Below are 18,492 nucleotides of genomic sequence, written 5' to 3'. Positions count from 1 at the left end.
GCGTACCAGCCGCGTTTACCCTGACCCCTCGGGAGACAAACTATCGAGTGGGTCAGGCGCCGGCATGACGAGTCCGTTCGCCGCCGCCACCAGGTGCGACGCCCGTACCGGCTTGGTAAAGAACACCGTATGATCGAGCATCACGCCACTCCACTCCCGCGCAATCGCCGCGTTGGCGCTCAATGCGACCACCGGCAGTTGCGCGTCAATGGCGCGCATGGCGTTGACCAGCAGCACACCATCGAACTCCGGCAAATCGAGGTCGGTCACCAGCAACGTGATCGGCCGGCCGATGAGCTGGTACTCACGACAGAGTGCCAGCGCCTCCGTGCCGCTCCCTGCCGCCAGTACGCTCCACCCATCGCGTTCGAAGGCGCGCGTGGCCCATGCGAGTACGGCTGGGAAATCATCGACGAGCAAGACCGTGCGCGCGCGGGCTTGATGGTTCATCATGCGACACAGAGCGCGTGCAGCTTCCTGGCCCGCTTGTCCGCATACAGTGCTTCGTCGGCCAACCGCATGAGCGTGGGCAGACTGCTGGGTGATGCCGGCGACCAGCTCGCCACACCGATACTCGACGCCAGTACAAAGTCACGCTCATCACGGGCGTTGGCCGCATCGATGGCGGCGCGCAACCGGCCAACGAAGACGTCGAGATCCCGGCCAACGGCGTTGGCCAGCAGCAGCGTGAATTCGTCGCCCCCAAGCCTGGCCGCCAGATCGCTGTCTCGAACGACGTCGGCAAGCAGTGACGCCATCTCAACCAGCGCCTCATCACCGACATCATGTCCGAAGGAGTCGTTGATCTGCTTGAACGCATCGAGATCGAGCGCAACCACCGAGAACGGGCTCCCGGTTCGCTGCGCCAGCGCCAGATGATGCTTCGCGCGCTCGCTGAAGCCGCGTCGGTTGTACAACCCGGTCAACACGTCCCGCTCCACCTGCTGCTGGAGCCGCTCCTGCGCCGCCGTCAATGCGCGCACCGTGGATCGCAATTCGATCTCGGCCATCGCGGCGGCCGCCAAGTCCTCGAGGGTCGTGACCTGTGCGTCGGTCCACTGGACTGGAACCGTGTCGATCGCGCACATTGATCCGAGATTCTCTCCCCCTGACGTGCGCAGTGGCACACCGGCGTACGCCACCACGCCAAGTTCATGGAACGCGAGATTGTCCCGGACCAGCGGATGGACCGCTGCGTCGTCCACGATCAGTGCCCGGCCATTCGTGACCACGTACTGACAGAACGAATGCGAAAGCGGCGTGCCGCGTTGCGCGCCGGCCCAGCCACCGAGACCGGCCAATCCCGGGAAATGTTGGCCGCCGTCGTCGACCAGGCTGACCAGCGCCACGGGGACGTGCAAGAGTTGGGTGGCGAGACGCGCGAGCCGATCGAGGACGTCGCTGGACGCGCCATCCAGCAGTTGGCTGGTTCGGAGCGCCGCGAGGCGCGAAGGTGCCGTCAGGCGTGCGTGATGCTGATCAGGCGGGAGCCAGCCGTCGTGGTCGCGACATGTACCGTGCATGAATCTCTCGAAACCGAAAGAGGCTAAACCCCGACCACATTCCGCTTCGAACGTTGACATCGGTAGCTGCAGGTATCGACCGCTACGACCGAATCTGCAACATTATCAAAGCATCATGGCGCGCCGCCTCCGTACCGACTCACCGCGTCCCCCGCCGTCACCCGCTTCATCGTGGCTTGCAGTTCGTCGTACTGGAACGGCTTCTGGACAAATCCTTCCAATCCCTTGCCCGCAAACTGCGGCGCCACGGCGTGTTCGTTGTACCCGCTCATCAGCACGACACGCACATCGGGATCGATGCGCCGCATCTCGCGGAACGCCGCCGCACCATCAAGATGCGGCATAGTAAGGTCGAGCAGTACGACCGGCGTGCGGTCGGCGATCGACTTGAAGGCCGCGACGCCCTCACGACCGTCGGCCGCGAGCACGACCTCGTAGCCCATGCGCTCCAGCATATGTCTCGACAACGCTCGCACGCTTTCTTCGTCGTCCACCACCAGCACCGTGCCGCTACCGCGCCACGCGTCGCCCGTGGGCGCAGCAAACGCATTCGGCATCACGGCGTCGGTCACCGCCGGCAACAGGATCTTGAACGTGGTGCCTCGGCCAGCCTCGGAGTACACGCGGATCGCGCCCCCGTGGCCGCGCACAATACCGAGTACCGCGGCAAGGCCGAGTCCACGTCCGGTGAACTTGGTGGTGTAGAACGGATCGAAGATGCGCGCGCGCACCTCGGGTGACATGCCCACACCGGTGTCCGCTACCTCGAGCGTGAGATACAATCCCTCGCGGAGTCCCTCGTCGAGATAGGTCTCGGCCAAGTAGTCACGCTCGCACCACATCGCGCCGGTGGTTAACGAGATGACGCCACTGCGCTCGCCGATCGCTTCAGACGCGTTGATGATCAGGTTCATGATCACCTGTCGCAGCTGTGTGGCATCGGCCAGACACGGTGGCTGATCGACCATGAGATCGTAGCGCAGCACGCACTTCTTCGAGATCGACACCTCGAGCAAGCGCGTAATCTCCTCCACCAGGCCCGTGATTCGTACGGGGCCCACCACGAACTTGCCCTTGCCCGAGTACGCGAGCATCTGCTGCGTGAGCTCGGCCGCCCGCCGCGCGCCGTTCACCGCTTCGTCGAGATAGCTGCGGGTGGATGACTCGTGCGGAAGTTCCAGACGCGCCAGGTCGCTGAAGCCGATGATGCCGGTCAGCAGATTGTTGAAGTCGTGCGCGATGCCACCCGCGAGGACGCCAAGGCTTTCGAGCTTCTGCGTTTGCAGCATCTGTGCTTCCAGCTTGCGCCGCTCCTCCTCAGCCGCCTGGCGCCGCCCGATTTCACGATCCAACTGTTCGATGCGATCGTTGAGCAAACGGAATTGACTCGGCGACGTTTCGCGCGGGAGCAGGCGCATGACGAGCAGCGCGGGATGCTCGTCGCTCGCAGGGCGGAACAGGCCCGTGCTGCAACGACACGGCACAGTGGCCCCCCCTTCCGTGCGCAGCGCGATGGCACCGGGATGCGGCTCGCGAGCCCGAGACGACTCACGCAAATGTCGGGCGATCGTTTCGACATCACCGTCCACGCGGGCTGTCAGTGACGTCCCCCCCAGCCTGTCGGCCGACGTTCCCAGCAGACGCGCCGCCGCACGGTTGGCCGTCATGATCGTACCGTCGCGCGTGAGCATGAGCAGCGGATCAGGGAGCCAGTCGGCGACCTCGAGAAACTGGGCGGAGTCCATGCGGGCTTTTACGCCTTGAAATATTCGCGTCCCGACGCCGCAGTACTCGCGGCGCAAGGTTGGAGATGCACGACCACGCGACAGCCGTCGTGGCCCTCGGCGATCGTTTCCTCGAGCACCACTTTGGCGTAGCCGAGATTCTCGGCGGCGATGCTGCCAAACACGTTGGAGGTCATCATGCAGAGGGCGGGACGTCCCACCACCTTTTCGGCAAATGGACAGACCGTGTTGGCAAAGACGATTTTGGTGTCGTCCTGCTCGACAATGCGGAAGCCACCCTGAATGCGCTGCTTCAGGTCGACGAGCGCGTCGGCCACCTGCTCGCGGTTCATCGTGGGCACGCGCAGCGCCTCACGGTAGGCAACATTCAACTCATCGCCAATGCGCTGTCCCACGACACTGATGAAGCCGGACGCTTCATCGAGTCCGACGACGTCCTGCAGCGTGCCGGCCAGTTCGCGGAGCATGGAACGCAGGAAGACATCGCGTTCGAGCGGAATCGCCTGTTGGGCGAGCGGTAATGGAGCGGATGTCATGACGAGGGTTCTCATGGCGCAGAGGCGTGACCGTGCAGTCGACGACATCGTCGGTTGCGCCCGGTTCGGCCTCGCCAGATGCATTTCAGGAACCCAAACCGCGCTCCTGATTGCAGATAATCTGGAGTATAAAGCGCCAATTGGTCAACGTAGCGTGCAGTCGGCGCCAGGGACGACTTTACCCGATTCGTCCCTGGCAATCCTTGCCTGGGCGACGGAAAGGTCGAGAATTTTCTCAAGTCCCTGGGCGAAGCCCCGAGAGTAGCCGGTACGGGAAATCGGCCACGCGATGCGTGCCGTTCTGTTCCCACAGCAGTGCCGCTTTAGTCCCGAATAACCGATGACGGTTGCACCTTAGGCGGCGCGGACGACGTTTGCACCCTGGAGCAGCAATGCAGTGGTTCTCGAATCTCCCGATCGGCCGGAAGCTCTCGCTCGGCTTCGGTATCGTCGCCGTTCTCCTCGCCGTGGTCGGCTACGAAGGCATCTCGACGGCTCGCCGCATCGACGGTCTCATGACGGACATGCACGAGTCCCACTCTGTGCCTGCCCTGCACTTGAAAGAATCGAACGTACAGGTGCTTCGCATTGCGCGCGACGTACGCAGCGCGCTCCTGGACGGTGACGCCGCCAAGATCAATAAGCGCGCGGCCGATATCGCGCGCTACGATTCCACGTTCTATGCAGAATTTGCGCAGTACTCCAAACACATCCAGCGCGCAAAGGTGAAGCAGCAGGCGGTGCAACTCCTGGAGCGCTTCCGCGTGCTTCGGCCGATGCAGGATGCGGTGGTGGCATTGGCGCGCGAAGGCAAAGTGGAAGAGGGGAAGCTCCGCCTCAACACCATTCGCGCGCACGCCGACAGTATTGACGTCCTGCTCGACTCCCTACAGGAAGCCAAGCTCGATCTCATGGCCATCACCGCGAAGGCCAGCGAAGACGCCGTGTCCTCGTCGATCCGAGTGCTCCTGATCCTCGTTGTTGTCGCCCTGATCGTTGCCGCGATCGCGGCGACGGGCATCACACGGCCGATTGTCGCCGCCCTTGCCGGACTTCGGCGGGTCGCCGATGGTCTGGCCCTCGGCGATATCGAGCACGACATCACGGTCACCAGCCAAGACGAAACGGGCCAGCTCGCTACGGCGATGCAGAAGATGCTGCAGGCGCAGCGCGAGCTCGCCAGCGTCGCCCTCGCCATCAGCGCCGGCGATACCTCACGCCAGGTGGTCGTGCGCAGCGACAAGGACACGCTCGGCGAGTCGTTCGTCACCCTTCGTCAAACGGTGCAATTGCTCGTTGACGAAACTGGAACACTCGTGACCGCGGCCCGTGTCGGCAACCTGCAGCAGCGTTCGGACGCCCAACAGTTCCATGGTTCATACCGCGAACTGGTACAGGGCATCAACGATCTGCTCGACGCCGTCGTGACGCCGATCAACGAGGCATCGGATGTGATGTCGCGAGTGGCCGACCGCGACCTCACGGCGCGGGTAACGGGGCAATACCGAGGCGACTTCGACCGCATTAAGCAGTCCATCAATGTCGCAGCGGAAACGCTCGACGATGCGCTCTCGCAGGTGTACGGCGCGTCGGAGCAGGTCTCGGCCGCGGGCACGCAGATCGCCAGTGGCAGTCAGGCGCTGGCGCAGGGCTCGTCGGAACAGGCCGCATCACTCGAAGAGGTGTCCAGCAGCTTGCAGGAGATGTCATCCTCGTCCAAGGAAACTGCCACGAACGCCCGCTTGGCTCGCGACATGGCGGTCGGCACGCGCGATCGGGTGATCGAGGGACGAGCGAGCATGGACAAGCTCTCCGCCGCCATGGAGCAGATCAAACGCTCCAGCGACGAGACCGCGAAGATCGTCAAGACGATCGACGAGCTCGCATTTCAGACCAATCTGCTGGCGCTCAATGCGGCGGTAGAAGCCGCTCGGGCCGGCGACGCCGGTCGTGGCTTTGCCGTGGTCGCCGAGGAAGTACGCAGCCTCGCCATTCGCAGCGCCGAGGCGGCCAAGACGACGGCGGCGTTGATCGAAGGTTCGGTGTCACATGCCGCACAGGGTGTGCTGTCGAATGCGGACGTGATGGCGAAGTTGGCGGAGATCGATAACGAAGTCAGGCGCGTGACGGAAGTCGTGGCGTCTATCGCGACCGCCGGTGAACAGCAGGCTGACAGTGTAGAGCAGATCAACGCCGCCGTCGGCCAGTTGAACGCGGTGACGCAACAGGTGGCGGCGAACGCCGAGGAATCGGCGAGTGCGTCGGAAGAGCTGGCCGGTCAGTCGATCACCATGTCGAACCTGGTGGGGACATTCCAGCTTTCCAGCAACACCGGCGCGCGCCGCTCGAAGGCAGTGACGGTTGCGCGGACGGTGAGGAGCGCCGAGCTGGCGATCTTCTAGCACAGGTGGGTCCGTCGCTCTTCTTACACGGGGAGCGGCGGACCAAGCAGTTCCATCCCGTGTGCGCGCCAGACGCCACGTTGGTGGCATGGCGGCACTCGGAAGTGAGCAAACGCAGAGGCGTGCGGTGTGCTAGATCTACCATTCAACCGGTATTGATTCTCCCCACGCTGGAACGTCGCCCATGAAATCATGGCTACCCTACACCGCCGTCGTCACCGCATTCGGCGCGCTGCTCGCCGCACCACTCTCGGCTCAAGGCTACAGCCCGAAGGAATGCCCGAGCTGTGCAGGGTGGAACGCGCCGCACGCACCAACGAAGTTGTTCGGCAACAGCTACTACGTGGGCACGGACGGATTGAGTGCGATCCTGATCACATCTCCGGCCGGACATGTGCTGATCGACGGTGGTCTCCCCGAGTCCGCCTCACTGATTCTGCAGAACATTGTCGCGCTCGGCTTCCGCGTGCAGGATGTGAAGCTCATCCTCAACTCGCACGACCACTACGATCATGCGGGCGGCATTGCCGAATTGGCGAGGGCGTCGGGGGCGGTGGTGGCGGCCAGTGCGTCGAGTGCGAAAACCATGCGGGCGGGCATTTCGGGTGCGAACGATCCGCAGTACGCGCTCCTGCTGGCGTATCCCGCCGTGCCGCGTGTGCGCGAGATCGCCGATGGTGATACGGTGCGCGTGGGCGCGCTGTCGTTAGTGGCGCACTTCACGCCGGGACACACGGCCGGTGGCACGACATGGAGCTGGCGCTCATGCGAGGGCGCACGCTGCCTGGATATGGTGTACGCCGATAGTCAAACGCCCATTTCAGACAGCGCCTTCCGCTATGCGAGCGATCCACGCTACCCCACTGCCGCGGCCGATTTCGCACGAGGGCACGCGCTCATCGAGCAACTGCGCTGCGATGTGCTGATCACGCCGCATCCGAGCGCGACGAAGCTGTGGGAGCGACTGGCGGCTACGGGCGACTCGCCGGGACTGGTGGACGCCAACGCGTGCGCGCGATACGCCGCGACCTCGCGGGCGGCGTTGGCGAAGCGGCTGGCCACCGAGGCGTCGTCACGCTTTTAGCCGGCGTCGGCGCTCCCGCAGGTTGGTAAGGAACCCAGCTGTCAAATGCGGGGCAGCACGACGAACTCCACACGGATCAGACTGCTGGTGCGATCTGTGAAGTGCGCATTTGAGAGATCTCTACTCCTCGTCCCACGTCGGCTCTACTCGCCGACGACGAACCGGCGCGGCCTTCGCCCGACCGGATTGGTCCTCGATGAACACACCACCGGCGCGCAGCTTCTTGATCAGCACCGCACGCGCGCTCGGCGTCGTGGCCGTCAACTCGATCATCGTCGGCGTCAATCGTGTCGTCTTGCCGCCGAGCAGTGCCGAAATGCGATCAGCGGTGTCGGTGTGACCACAGTCGATCACTTCGACCGTGCGCAGCTGTGCGCGCCGAACGGCCGCCATCCACCCCGTGATTTCGCGCTGCACATTCTGCGGCACCGGTTTGGATGACGCATCGGCGAGCGTCGACAGGACGTCATCGACGGTCAGTCCCGACTCGGCGGCGCGCATCACCGACGCCCGGGTAATACGAAAGGCGAGCCCCGGCGCCACACCAACGCGCTCCGACACCCGCGCCAGCGCGGCCTCGAGACTGGGCGCCGAGTTGAGCACCACGATGTCGAAGTTGGGCTGCACAATCATGTCTGCAGTGCCGGACGCGCCGTACGTGAAATCGTTTGTCGCACCGAGCAGATACCGCCCGATGTCGGTCACGGCGAAACAGAGGGCGCCAGAGTCCAGGCGCCCCAGCGTCGCGCCGCCGAATACCACCAAGCGTGATGTGAGAAATCCCAACAGCGCACCGCGCCAGAGTGACTGAAAGCCATCGCGCGGATCGATGCCGCCGAAGTGTACTTGCCGCTCCAGATCGAGTCGCGCTTCCGCGTTGAGCGCGAGGAACGGATTGGCCGTGCGGGCCGCGAAATCGAGGAAGCTCTCCAGGGCGTAGAAACTGTCGGACAGATCAACGAAGGCGCTCGTGACGGCGTCGCGCAACCGCAAACCTTTGGGTTCGCGATAGTACGGCAGCGCGTACGGGAAGAAGCCCCCATCATCGCCCGGTTCGTAGCTACCTCGCGGGTTGCGCGCCTTCGACTCGCGCATCGGTTTCATCAGGGCGACCAGTCGATCGTGCGCGGAGAGCGCCAACCATTTCATACCGGCCGTCGTGCTCGTGAGGTGCGGGTTCTGATGACGCGCCTGCACGTCGACTAAGCCACGCCACTGCAGCGTGCCCGCCGCCGCATCGACGCGCGACCGATCCGGACTACCCACCATCGGTGCGGCCCACGCGGGCACGGGCACCACGCGCGCCTCGATATCGGCGCGAATCTTCGCGAAGACCGCCAAGTCGTTCGCCCGCAGGCGAACCGGCGCTGCGGCCACCGTGGCCATCACCGCCGTCATGTCCTCCATCAGGACCGCCGCCGAGAACTGCTCCACGGGTACGACCGCGGTAGGCTTCACCGCGGCTGGCCGGAGGAGCTCCTGCAGGGCTGTAGGCCACAGCCCGATGATGGGCTCGAGATCGCGGCCGCGCATCCCGGCGAAGAGGACGACCGTTCTCAGACCCAGATGCAACGCTTCGGCAAACGAAGCCCGATCGCGAGTCGCGATCTTCGCATACACGACCGACAGCGGAACAGCATCCCTTTCCACCACGAGTTGTCGGACCAGTGTCTGAAGGGCGCGCAGCTCCATCAGCGTGATCCGGCCCACCGAGGTGACGCCACGCGCCGCGCCCCACGCGAGCAGATCGGCATCATGCTCGGCCACGAGCAGGTCACCGGGCCACCCGGCGAACGCGATACGCGGCGCCAGTGTGTACCGCGTGACGTGGCCGTAGGCCGCGAGCGCCGCGTTCCCGCCGAGGCGATGAACGTCGTCGTTGGTGAAATGCTCTTCCAGATAGCCGAACAGTGCCGGCATAGACGGTGCATCGAACACCGGATGGCGCGCCATCGCCCGCAGCACCTTGAGCAATTCGCGATGCTCGTCGGCCAGCATCAGCCGGTTGCGTTCGACATCGAATTTGGGGATGCCGCTCGCCACGATCTCATCGCGCGCGGTACCGAAGTGCGCGCCCAGCACGTAACCCGATGGTTTGAGCACCTCCAAGAGCACGTGTCGCGCGCTGAGCGACAGCTGGCTCCATCGTGACATCTCGCGTAACACCACGGCCCAGTCCACATCGAACAGCTTCATGACCCGGTGCCTCCGCTTGCATCCACGCGCAACTCTGCCGCATCACGAATCGCGTATTCGTATCCTTGTTCGCAGAGAAACAGTTGACGCTTGAGCGCGAAGTCCTGTTCCACGGTGTCGGCGGTGATCACGCTGTAGAAATGTGCCTGATTCGCGCCCGCCTTCGGACGCAAGACGCGCCCGAGGCGCTGCGCTTCTTCCTGACGCGAGCCGAACGTCCCGGAGATCTGAATCGCCAACGATGCATCAGGCAGGTCGATCGCGAAATTAGCCACCTTGGAGACCACCAGCGCCGGAATCAGGCCGGCACGAAACTGCTCGAACAACAGGTCCCGCTTTCGCTGCGCGGTAGTACCAGTGATCAGGGGCGCGCTTAGCGAATGCGCGATGGTTTCCAGTTGCTCGATGTACATGCCGATGATCAACGCCGGTTCACCGGCATGACGCGCCATGATGTCGCGCACCACCGGCGTCTTCTCCTCGTTCTCCGAGGCAATACGGAACTTGTGACGCGACTCGGCCACCGCGTAGGGCAAGCGGGCCGCCTCCGGGAGCGGCACGCGGACTTCCGTACACACGGCTGTCGCGATCCATCCCTGTCGCTCCAGCACTTTCCATGGCACGTCGGCTTTCTTCGGGCCGATCAGCGCGAAGACATCATCTTCGCGGCCGTCCTCGCGGACCAGCGTGGCCGTGAGCCCCAATCGACGACGCGCCTGCAACGTGGCGGTGATCTGAAACACCGGCGCGGGTAACAGATGCACCTCGTCGTACACGATCAGCCCCCAATTGCGCTCGTCGAAGAGCGCCAAGTGCGTGAACTCGCCGCTCGTGCGGGCGCGATGCGTGAGCATCTGATACGTTGCCACCGTGATCGGCCGCACCGCTTTGGTGGCGCCGCCGTACTCACCAATCATCTCCTCCGAAATGCCGGTCTTGTCGAGCAACTCCGCGATCCACTGCCGCACGGCGGAGACGCTGGTGGTGAGGATCAGCGTGTTCGCCTGCACCGCCGCAATTGCCCCCATGGCCACGATGGTCTTGCCGGCGCCGCAGGGGAGCACGATCACGCCAGACCCCCCGCGATCCCCGCCCTGCGCGTGAAACGCCTGCACGGCGGCATCCTGATAGTCGCGCAGCGCGAACGGCACCCCGTGGCGTGTGACGGTGCGCAGGGTGACCGCGAGCGCCTCACCGGTGCTATAGCCGGCAATATCCTCCGCCGGAAAACCGGCCTTGATCAGCCCCTGCTTGATGCGCCCGCGGTCGATCTGACGAATGCGAAAGCAGTTTGGCCACACGCGCTCGGTGAGCAGTGCGGACAGCTGCTTGCCGTGACACAACTCCTCAGCCAACACGGCATCGCTGGTGAACACCAAGAGCTGCTCACCACCGAGACTCGCCGGGTCCCGCTCGATCCGTACGCGCCCAAAGCGCGCCGCAAAGTCGCGCACTTGCGTCAGCACATGCGCCGGCACGGCGAACCGTGAAAAATCGGCGAGTGCCCCCACAATTTCATCGATCGGCACACCAGCCGCACACGCATTCCAGATCGACAGTGGACTGATGCGATACGTGTGGATGTGCTCCGGCGACTTCACGAGCTCGGCGAAGCGCGCCAGAGCGTCGCGTGCGTCAGGGTATCGAGGCGCCGAGACGTCCACGAGCACGGTCAGGTCGCTCTGGACGATGAGCGGGTTGGCAGACACGTGAGGGCGGTGGGCATGGAATGAGTGGGCACTACGCACGACGTGCCAATCTACAGCCGAGGCCACTCGCCGGAGGGCTCCATGCAGTTCGCGTCACGACAGTCCGCGCCCTTGCCACACCCCTCTAAACTCTACGTCGGCTCGATTGGTGAAGATGATCATGACGAGCCCGCGATCGGGCAGCAGCACGTTGCGCGCCTGCACACCCCGAATGGCACCAGGTCGTTCGATAATCCGCACCGTGCCCGAGTACCCGTCCAAGCTGGCGTCAAACGCCCACGCGCCGAGCGCAGCGTAGCCGAACTTTGGCTGAACGGGCTCGAGATTCGACGCATGGTGTGGAAAGCGACATCGCTGGTGTCGGTTCCGGCGCCGAGGCAGACCCGCAGAAGACATCAGGGATCGCTGAACTCCGCCAGCTCGATGACGTCCACGATGGCCACCAGATCGATCGGTCCGTAGCAGTGCGGGTACAGCTCGCCCGTCGCATCCGCTTTCGGCAACGCCGTGGGGAGCGGTGCTGGTGGCTCGTACACGAGCGCGGCCGTGAGCAGCGTGGGGTCGATAACCAGTACGACCAGGTCCGGCAGCCCGGCGAAATACGCGGCGGCTGTCGGCAGCACCTGATGCGCGCGTGACAGATGTATGAAGCCTTCGCGATCGAGGCTGTCGGCGCGGTATTCACCGGTCACGCGAGCCAGTGCGATCGCCTCGCGGCTGCAGATGTGAAAGACGGCGTGATCATTTGGTATTGTCATGGCACCTATCCGAGTGTGGCCCGCCCGCGGCTCCCAGGGAGCAACGAGCGGACCACGCTGGTTACTTCTTGGGCGGCATCAACACCGTGTTGATGACATGGATCACGCCGTTCGATGCAGCAATGTCGGTGGTCGTGACTTCGCTGGCACCATTCAGCATCACTTTGCCGTCGACCACCTTGATCGCGATCTTGCTGCCTTCCAGCGACGTGGCTTCGGTCAGCGTCGTCACGGTCGAGGCGGGCACGTTGCCGGCGATCACATGATACGTGAGCACCTTCGTGAGCGCGGCCTTGTCGGCAAGCAGCGCTTCGAGATCCTTCGCCGGAATCTTGGCGAACGCTTCATCGGTCGGCGCGAGTACGGTAAAGGGACCGGCGCCCTTCAGCGTCTCGACGAGGCCAGCGGCCGTGAGCGCCTTGGCCAGCGTATTGAAGGTGCCAGCGGCGATGGCGGTCTCGACAATGTCCTTCGGAGCCGGCGTTTCGGCCGCAGGAGCAGCAGGGGCCGCCGCAACGCTGTCGGTGGCCGGTGTGGCCTTCTCGCCTGAGCACGCAGCAAGCATGGCGATGGAAAGTGTTCCAAGAGTACGACGGATCATGTGAACGGACCGTGGCGAAGGTGAGTTGATCCTGCGCTGTACGCAGGCATTGGCAGGAGCGGACTCTAGTGTGCAACAGCCCGGCCCGTACCATGAGAGGATTCAACGCGCCGCAGCGACTGTTGGTGCCAGCAGCAGCGATGTCGACGGCCACACCGCACCGATTGGGTGGCCCACGCCTTGCAACCCAGCGTGCGACGGAATGCATGTTCGTCTCCGTTTTCAGACACACTGCCGCAAGGAGCACCATGTCCAGCGATATCAACACCGAAGCCGTCTCGGTCATGAACGACCTGATCGAAACCTGTCGCGATGGCGAGAAAGGATTTACCGCTGCGGCTGAGCGCGCCGACAGTGCCGACCTCAAGCAGCTGTTTTCGACGCTCGCCACGCAGCGCAAGAACTTTACACACGAGCTCGAGGTGCAGGTGGAGCAGCTTGGTGGAACGCCCGCCGACATGGGGCATGCTGCTGCCGTGGCGCATCGCGGCTGGATGGCGGTGAAGGCGGCCGTCACGTCTGACGATGATCAGTCGATTCTCGACGAGTGCGAGCGCGGCGAAGACTATGCGAAGAAGGCGTACGCCGATGCCCTCGGCAAGACGCTGCCGAGTGACTTACTGCCGCTGGTCATGCGTCAGGCCGACGACGTGCGCGCCGCGCATGACAAGGTCCGTGACCTTCGGAATCAGCATCGGGCCACGAAGCAGGACGACCACGACCACCCGACCGCGTAACGTCAGTGCGCGTCACGTCAAAGCGCCGTCGATAGCCTTGGGCTATCGGCGGCGCTTTGCGTGACACCGGACACGCGTTACGGCGTGATTTTTCGCGGCGCCTGCTGCTTGATCTTCTCCAGGTACTTCTGGAAGAAGAGCTTGTGGATGTCCATCATGTTGATCTCGCGACCCTGGATGTACGACTGGATGATGTTGCTCGTCATGTCCAGTGGCGTACCGGTGGTGATCAACAGCGTGGCGTCCTTGCCCACTTCCAGCGAGCCCACTTTGTCAGCGACGCCCATGAACTCGGCGGCGTTGATCGTGACGGCCTTGAGCGCTTCCTCCTCGGGCAGTCCGAACGCCACGGCTACACCCGCTTCCCACGGTAGCCGATAGCTGTACAGCGCGCCGCTGCCACCGGCAATCGCGAACTTCACACCGGCCGCGTGCAACTTCGCCGGCGTGGCGTACGCGTTGTCATAGCCTTCGTACTGGCGGTCGGGCGCGGACATCGTCGACGTGAGAATCACCGGCACGTTCTCCGCTTTGAGACGATCAGCTACGAACAGCGCGTCACGTCCACCGCGGATCACGAGCTTGATCCCTTCGGCCTTACCCCATGTGATCGCGTCGTTGATCTGCGCCGCGCCTTCCGCCGCCACCACCACCGGAATCGCCCCGTCGATGGCCGGAATCATCGCGGCGTACCGCGCATCGGTGCGCACCGACTGATTCGACTTCACGGCATCACGATACGCCCGCGCTTCCGCGAAGTATCCCTTGATCTGCTCCACCTGCTCGGCGTACGTCTTCGGTGGCGGGCCGGCCGGACCACCACGACCGCCGGGGCCGCCACCACCGAAGCGCCGCGGCTGCGCGTTGGGGTCGGGCCACTTCACGTTGAGTGCGGCCGCGCCCTTCATCGACATCTCTTCCCACGTCCAGCCTTCCAGCGACATCGCCGACGACAGCCCCGAGATCACGCCGCCTTCCGGCGTGCTGAAGGCCACCAACACACCCGCCGAGCGCGTCGTGCCGATGTGCCGGCTCTCGGCGTTCACCGCCACTTCGGCGCGCACGTTCGGATTGAAGTCTCCGAGTTCGTTGATGTCGTTGGAGACGTCCACCGAGCCGATCTCGGTGATACCGACCGTGCTGTACGCGTCGATCAAGCCCGGGTAGATGTGCTTCCCGGCCAAATCCACGACCTTGGCACCGCGCGGCACCGCGACCTCGGGGCCGCCGATCGCGGTGATCTTACCGCGATCGAGCACGATGGTGCCGTTGGTGATCGTGCCCTTGGTCACCGTGTGAATCGTCGCGCCACGCAACACGACCGGCTGCTCCTGCGGTGCCACCGTCATGCGTTCCTGCGCAATCGCGGCGCGAGGAGCGAGCAGTCCGGCGACCGCCGTCGCCAGTGCCAGCGTGGCGAGACGAGTGCTCGTCCGGCGCGCCGTCGTGTTCATGATTCGCATGGTGTCGAGTGTCGAAAGGAATGGACGGATCACTTGCGCGCTCCTTCGCCGCCGCGACCACGCGCCGGTGCGCCGGCGGGCGTCTCGGTAACTCCAGCCGCAATCACGGCCTGAATGAGCTGTGCGCGCTGCTTCGCTATCTCCTCGCGGAGCACCTTGTCTTCGTCGATCGAGAAATACTTCCGGCCATCCACCCACGTCTGCTCGGCCTTCGTGAACTGCGATAGCGGATTGCCGTTCCAGATCACGAAGTCGGCGTCCTTGCCCGCTTCGAGTGAACCGACCTTAGTGTCGATCGCGATCGCCTTCGCCGACTGGTTGGTCACCGTAGACAGCGCCATGATCTCGTCCACGCCGGAGCGGAGCAGCTTGCCTGCTTCCCAGTTCATGCGCGTCGAGATTTCGGCGTCGTCGGAATGCAGCGACGTGACCACACCCGCTTCCATCAACAAGCGCGCGTTGTACGACGTGGCATCGTACGCTTCGAGCTTGAACGCGCCCCAGTCGCTCCACACCACGGCCGCCACGCCAGACTTCTTCAGCTCACTGGCGATCTTGTACGCTTCCACGCCGTGCTGCAGCGTCTGAATACGGAAGCCGAACTCCTCGGCGAGACGCACCAACGCGAGGAACTCGTCGGCGCGATACCCGTGCGACGACACGAGAAGCTTCTGGTTGAGAATGTCGAGCACCGCTTCCATACGCAGATCCTTGCGCGGCGGAATACCCGTCTTCGTCTTCTCCCAGTTCTTCCACTCCTTTTCGTAGTCACGCGCGGCCAGGAAATGGTCGCGAATGATTTCCTGCACGCCCATGCGCGTGTTCGGATAGCGCGTCGGGCTGCGCTTCGGGTTTTCGCCGAGTGCGAACTTCACGGTGCGCGGCGCCCCCACGATCTTGTACTCGTCAGGGAGCGAGCCCCACCGTGTCTTCACATACACGTTCTCGCCGCCGATCGGATTGGCCGAGCCGTGCTTGATCATGGTGGTGGTCAGACCGCCGGCGAGCTGACGATAGAACCAGATGTTGTTGTGCGTGATGACATCACCCATCTGCACTTCGGGCACGATCGCGAAACCCGATTCATTCACCGCGCTCACACCGGAGTGCGTGTGCGGATCGATGAGTCCCGGCGTGACGTGCTTGCCGGTGGCGTCGACGATCACCGCGCCGGCGGGTGCGGCCAGCTTCTGTCCCACGCGCACGACCTTGCCCGCCTGCACCAGCAGGTCGGCATTCTCGAGGCGACCCTGCGATCCCTGCGTCCACACGGTCGCGTTGCGCACCAGCAGGACCGCAGGCTGCGCGGGCTGCGCCGTGCGTCCGAACTCCATCGACGGACGAATGAACGGCAGCTCGATCTTCGGCACCTTCACCGCCACGGCGCCGCGGGCGGGGCCTTCGAACGCTTCGGTACGCGTGCCGCGATACTGGGCGTCGGTGCCGTTAGGGAGCGAGAGCCAGCCGAAGAAGGTCGTGTCGCGCACGGAGCCCGCGAGCAGCAGCGCGCCTTCCTGACCGAGCGGCTCACCGGCGAACGTCGCTTCGAGACGACCGGTCTCGGCGATGACGCGCACCGACGTGAGCGGAACCGGACGACGGCCGGCCATTTCCACCGTACCGCGAATGCGATTGAGCGGGCCTTCGAGACGCAGCGTGGCCGTCTTGAAGGTGCCAGCGTCGTCGGAGGTGATCGTCCATGTGCCGCGCGGGTCGACCTGCGGCGGGCGCGTAATGCCGTACTGACGGCCCTGCACCCACACATCGCGCACGCTCGACTCTTCGGTGAAGAGATCGCCGTCGCTGATCACCAGATTGGCGGCCTTGCCCACGGCGATGGTGCCGTGCGTCTTCTCGATGCCGAGGAACGCGGCCGGGACGGTGGTGAGGGCCGCGAGCGCCTTGTCGGGCGCGAGGCCACGCGCCACGGCGGTGCGCAGGTTGGGCAGGAACTGCGTGAGCGACGAGAGGCCGTCGGCGGTAATCGCGAACGGCACGCCGGCCGCCGCAAGCTGCGACGGATTGGTGGGCGCGAGATACCAGTGACGGAGGTCGGCCAGCGACACGTTGGTGGCGGCTTCCGGGCTCGACACGTTCGGCGCATCAGGGAAGTTGAGCGGCAGCACGAGCGGCTGCGTGCGTCCCTTGAGCACGTCGATCAGACGGTACTCCTGGCCACTGCCGCGGAACCACGGCGTGAGCTTGTAGTCCTGCGCGAGCTTGTAGGCGCGGAGGTATTCCTCTTCGCTGGTGGTCTCGAAGTAGACCGGCTGCGTTCCCTTCACGGCCTTGGCGAGCGCCGACAGCGCTTCGCTCGTTTCCGGCGGCAGCAGCGAGCGACCACTGCTTTCGTACGTGCCCCACGCGCGGATGTACCATTCGGCGTCCATGAAGGTCTGCTTCAGGAGGGCCACCGTACCCATGGCGGAGTTCGGATACATGCCGCCGAGCGCGAAGGAGCGCTGAAAGCCGATCGACTGCGCGAGATCGGGGCGCAGCACCCGTTCACGCACGCCGCCATCACTGAGGTTGAGCACCGACGCAGAACCGCGGAAAATGCCCTGACGCGGCACGGCGAGCGCGGTGCCGAAGCCGAGCGAGCGCAGCGCGGTGCGGCGAGTGGAGTCGTCCTTGAGATTGGCGGTGGTGCTGAACCACGCGCGCACCTGCGGATTCCAGTGCGTGGGGCCGACATCGCCGCCCTGCGGGGGCGCATCGCCGCCGAGGTCGGCGGAGGCGTCGATGAAGCCGGGATAGACGGTGAGGCCCTTGAGGTCCCACACGCGGGCTCCGGCAGGCGCGGCCATCCCGGCACCGACGGCGGTGATGAGGCCGTTGCGGACCACGATCGTGGCGTTGCTCAGGACCTGACCCGGGGCCGTGACCACGCGCGCGCCCACGAGGGCGTGGTAGCCCGTGGAGTTGTCGCGCAGGCCGGTCACCGGCTCCGTGCGCGAGGACTGCTGGGCCTCGAGCGATCCAGCAGCGAGCACCGCTAGGCCGAGGAGGAAACGAAACGCTCTCACAAAGGACTCGGGATACGGGAGGGGAGAGGCAAACAGAGCAGGGGAAGTATGCGGTGTGAACAGGCGTTGAGCCATGTCCACACCGGGGCCTACGAACGCAGCGCGCCATGAATGAACCCGATGGGCCGTTCAAATCGCTGGCGCTCCGGCCGGTGAGGCTTCGGTCGCGGTGATTCCGACGTCGGATAAGTGTAGATCGCGACCTTCGACGGTACGGGTTGGGGCACTGACATCGAGGAAGTGATCGCCGCCCTAGGATCCGTTCGCGGGCTGATCATCGACGTACGCGACGAGGATTTCGTGTGCATGATGCGCGTGCTGCCACAGGGCGCCACACTCGGCGACACCACGATCGGCAACGGCAGCAATTTGCTGGTCATTGAGTATGGCAACGGCTACTCGTTGCGGGTTCCACAGTCCCCGCGGGCGACGCCCGATGGATTCGTGTATCAATACGTGGGCCTACCGCCGCGTATCGCCGTGCGTTGGGCCGCGCCCGACAGCGCCGGCGGCCGTGATCCGTTCCTCGATGCTGCACTGATACAGGTACGACGACCGTAGCACCGACAGCACCCGTAGGACGCGTAGCATCCGCAGGACGCGGCGCGCGGACCCACGGCTCGAGCCAATCCCGAGGGGGCTTCGGCCTTCGACCGCTTCATCGGCTGCTGGATCGCCCTCGTCGCACGCAAGCGCAACATCACGCACTGGC

At 64.6% G+C, this 18,492-nt stretch carries 15 protein-coding genes; 4 read left to right on the top strand and 11 right to left on the bottom strand.

All coding sequences use genetic code 11. The annotated features are described in order from the left end of the window. Nucleotides 1-15: 15 nt before the first annotated feature. The 4 genes from RMP10_RS15220 to RMP10_RS15205 all read right to left on the bottom strand — a co-directional run bounded on the left by RMP10_RS15220 (nt 16) and on the right by RMP10_RS15205 (nt 3,804). Entirely contained in the window at nt 16-453 is a 438-nt protein-coding gene (locus RMP10_RS15220) for a response regulator (RefSeq protein ID WP_310571046.1), read from the bottom strand. Beyond that, a complete protein-coding gene (locus RMP10_RS15215) occupies nt 450-1,523 on the bottom strand; it encodes a sensor domain-containing diguanylate cyclase (RefSeq protein WP_310571045.1) in 1,074 nt (357 codons plus the stop codon). The genes RMP10_RS15220 and RMP10_RS15215 overlap by 4 nt, the downstream gene beginning before the upstream one ends. 113 nt (nt 1,524-1,636) lie before the next feature. Further along, the gene (locus RMP10_RS15210; protein WP_310571044.1) at nt 1,637-3,268 is read right to left on the bottom strand and encodes a response regulator; all 1,632 of its coding nucleotides are present in this window, start codon (nt 3,266-3,268) and stop codon (nt 1,637-1,639) included. A gap of 8 nt (nt 3,269-3,276) precedes the next feature. Further along, nucleotides 3,277-3,804: a methanogen output domain 1-containing protein gene (locus tag RMP10_RS15205; protein ID WP_310571043.1), complete on the bottom strand. Its 528-nt coding sequence runs from the start codon at nt 3,802-3,804 to the stop codon at nt 3,277-3,279. Between the two features lie 392 nt (nt 3,805-4,196). On the opposite strand from RMP10_RS15205, the gene RMP10_RS15200 reads away from it, so the two are divergent. Together RMP10_RS15200 and bla are read left to right on the top strand one after the other, a co-directional pair. Further along, a complete protein-coding gene (locus tag RMP10_RS15200; protein ID WP_310571042.1) occupies nt 4,197-6,206 on the top strand; it encodes a methyl-accepting chemotaxis protein in 2,010 nt (669 codons plus the stop codon). Between the two features lie 184 nt (nt 6,207-6,390). Beyond that, a complete protein-coding gene (bla, locus tag RMP10_RS15195) occupies nt 6,391-7,290 on the top strand; it encodes a subclass B3 metallo-beta-lactamase (RefSeq protein WP_310571041.1) in 900 nt (299 codons plus the stop codon). 120 nt (nt 7,291-7,410) lie between these two features. On the opposite strand, the gene RMP10_RS15190 is transcribed toward bla, so the two are convergent. The 5 genes from RMP10_RS15190 to RMP10_RS15170 all read right to left on the bottom strand — a co-directional run bounded on the left by RMP10_RS15190 (nt 7,411) and on the right by RMP10_RS15170 (nt 12,518). After that, a complete protein-coding gene (locus RMP10_RS15190) occupies nt 7,411-9,486 on the bottom strand; it encodes a helicase-associated domain-containing protein (protein ID WP_310571040.1) in 2,076 nt (691 codons plus the stop codon). Continuing rightward, nucleotides 9,483-11,195: a DNA repair helicase XPB gene (locus RMP10_RS15185; protein ID WP_310571039.1), complete on the bottom strand. Its 1,713-nt coding sequence runs from the start codon at nt 11,193-11,195 to the stop codon at nt 9,483-9,485. Before RMP10_RS15185 ends, RMP10_RS15190 begins: the two co-directional genes overlap by 4 nt. A gap of 93 nt (nt 11,196-11,288) precedes the next feature. After that, nucleotides 11,289-11,591: a hypothetical protein gene (locus RMP10_RS15180; protein WP_310571038.1), complete on the bottom strand. Its 303-nt coding sequence runs from the start codon at nt 11,589-11,591 to the stop codon at nt 11,289-11,291. Beyond that, nucleotides 11,591-11,953: a DUF952 domain-containing protein gene (locus tag RMP10_RS15175; RefSeq protein WP_310571037.1), complete on the bottom strand. Its 363-nt coding sequence runs from the start codon at nt 11,951-11,953 to the stop codon at nt 11,591-11,593. Before RMP10_RS15175 ends, RMP10_RS15180 begins: the two co-directional genes overlap by 1 nt. Nucleotides 11,954-12,014: 61 nt before the next feature. Next, a complete protein-coding gene (locus tag RMP10_RS15170) occupies nt 12,015-12,518 on the bottom strand; it encodes a fasciclin domain-containing protein (RefSeq protein WP_310571036.1) in 504 nt (167 codons plus the stop codon). 284 nt (nt 12,519-12,802) lie between these two features. Between RMP10_RS15170 and RMP10_RS15165 the strand changes: the two genes are divergently transcribed. Further along, nucleotides 12,803-13,291 (top strand): PA2169 family four-helix-bundle protein, encoded by a 489-nt coding sequence (locus tag RMP10_RS15165; protein WP_309672344.1) that lies wholly within the window; start codon nt 12,803-12,805, stop codon nt 13,289-13,291. Nucleotides 13,292-13,368: 77 nt separating this feature from the next. Here RMP10_RS15165 and RMP10_RS15160 read toward each other — a convergent pair whose 3' ends face one another. Together RMP10_RS15160 and RMP10_RS15155 are read right to left on the bottom strand one after the other, a co-directional pair. Continuing rightward, nucleotides 13,369-14,787 (bottom strand): amidohydrolase family protein, encoded by a 1,419-nt coding sequence (locus RMP10_RS15160; RefSeq protein WP_310571035.1) that lies wholly within the window; start codon nt 14,785-14,787, stop codon nt 13,369-13,371. Beyond that, nucleotides 14,784-17,780, bottom strand: coding sequence for an amidohydrolase family protein (locus RMP10_RS15155; RefSeq protein WP_310571034.1), 2,997 nt, complete (start codon nt 17,778-17,780; stop codon nt 14,784-14,786). Before RMP10_RS15155 ends, RMP10_RS15160 begins: the two co-directional genes overlap by 4 nt. A gap of 240 nt (nt 17,781-18,020) precedes the next feature. Here RMP10_RS15155 and RMP10_RS15150 point away from each other — a divergent pair, with 240 nt between their 5' ends. Further along, the gene (locus RMP10_RS15150; RefSeq protein WP_310571033.1) at nt 18,021-18,341 is read left to right on the top strand and encodes a hypothetical protein; all 321 of its coding nucleotides are present in this window, start codon (nt 18,021-18,023) and stop codon (nt 18,339-18,341) included. Nucleotides 18,342-18,492 lie beyond the last annotated feature (151 nt).

The organism is Gemmatimonas sp., assembly GCF_031426495.1.
Lineage (GTDB): Bacteria > Gemmatimonadota > Gemmatimonadetes > Gemmatimonadales > Gemmatimonadaceae > Gemmatimonas.
Note: the sequence above shows the minus strand (reverse complement) of the source record. Positions and strands in the feature narration are given on the sequence as shown.

Coding starts and splice junctions, on each gene's coding strand:
- RMP10_RS15220 (WP_310571046.1), bottom strand. CDS start 453: ATGATGAACCATCAAGCCCGCGCGCGCACGGTCTTGCTCGTCGATGAT.
- RMP10_RS15215 (WP_310571045.1), bottom strand. CDS start 1,523: ATGCACGGTACATGTCGCGACCACGACGGCTGGCTCCCGCCTGATCAG.
- RMP10_RS15210 (WP_310571044.1), bottom strand. CDS start 3,268: ATGGACTCCGCCCAGTTTCTCGAGGTCGCCGACTGGCTCCCTGATCCG.
- RMP10_RS15205 (WP_310571043.1), bottom strand. CDS start 3,804: ATGACATCCGCTCCATTACCGCTCGCCCAACAGGCGATTCCGCTCGAA.
- RMP10_RS15200 (WP_310571042.1), top strand. CDS start 4,197: ATGCAGTGGTTCTCGAATCTCCCGATCGGCCGGAAGCTCTCGCTCGGC.
- bla (WP_310571041.1), top strand. CDS start 6,391: ATGAAATCATGGCTACCCTACACCGCCGTCGTCACCGCATTCGGCGCG.
- RMP10_RS15190 (WP_310571040.1), bottom strand. CDS start 9,486: ATGAAGCTGTTCGATGTGGACTGGGCCGTGGTGTTACGCGAGATGTCA.
- RMP10_RS15180 (WP_310571038.1), bottom strand. CDS start 11,591: ATGTCTTCTGCGGGTCTGCCTCGGCGCCGGAACCGACACCAGCGATGT.
- RMP10_RS15175 (WP_310571037.1), bottom strand. CDS start 11,953: ATGACAATACCAAATGATCACGCCGTCTTTCACATCTGCAGCCGCGAG.
- RMP10_RS15170 (WP_310571036.1), bottom strand. CDS start 12,518: ATGCTTGCTGCGTGCTCAGGCGAGAAGGCCACACCGGCCACCGACAGC.
- RMP10_RS15165 (WP_309672344.1), top strand. CDS start 12,803: ATGTCCAGCGATATCAACACCGAAGCCGTCTCGGTCATGAACGACCTG.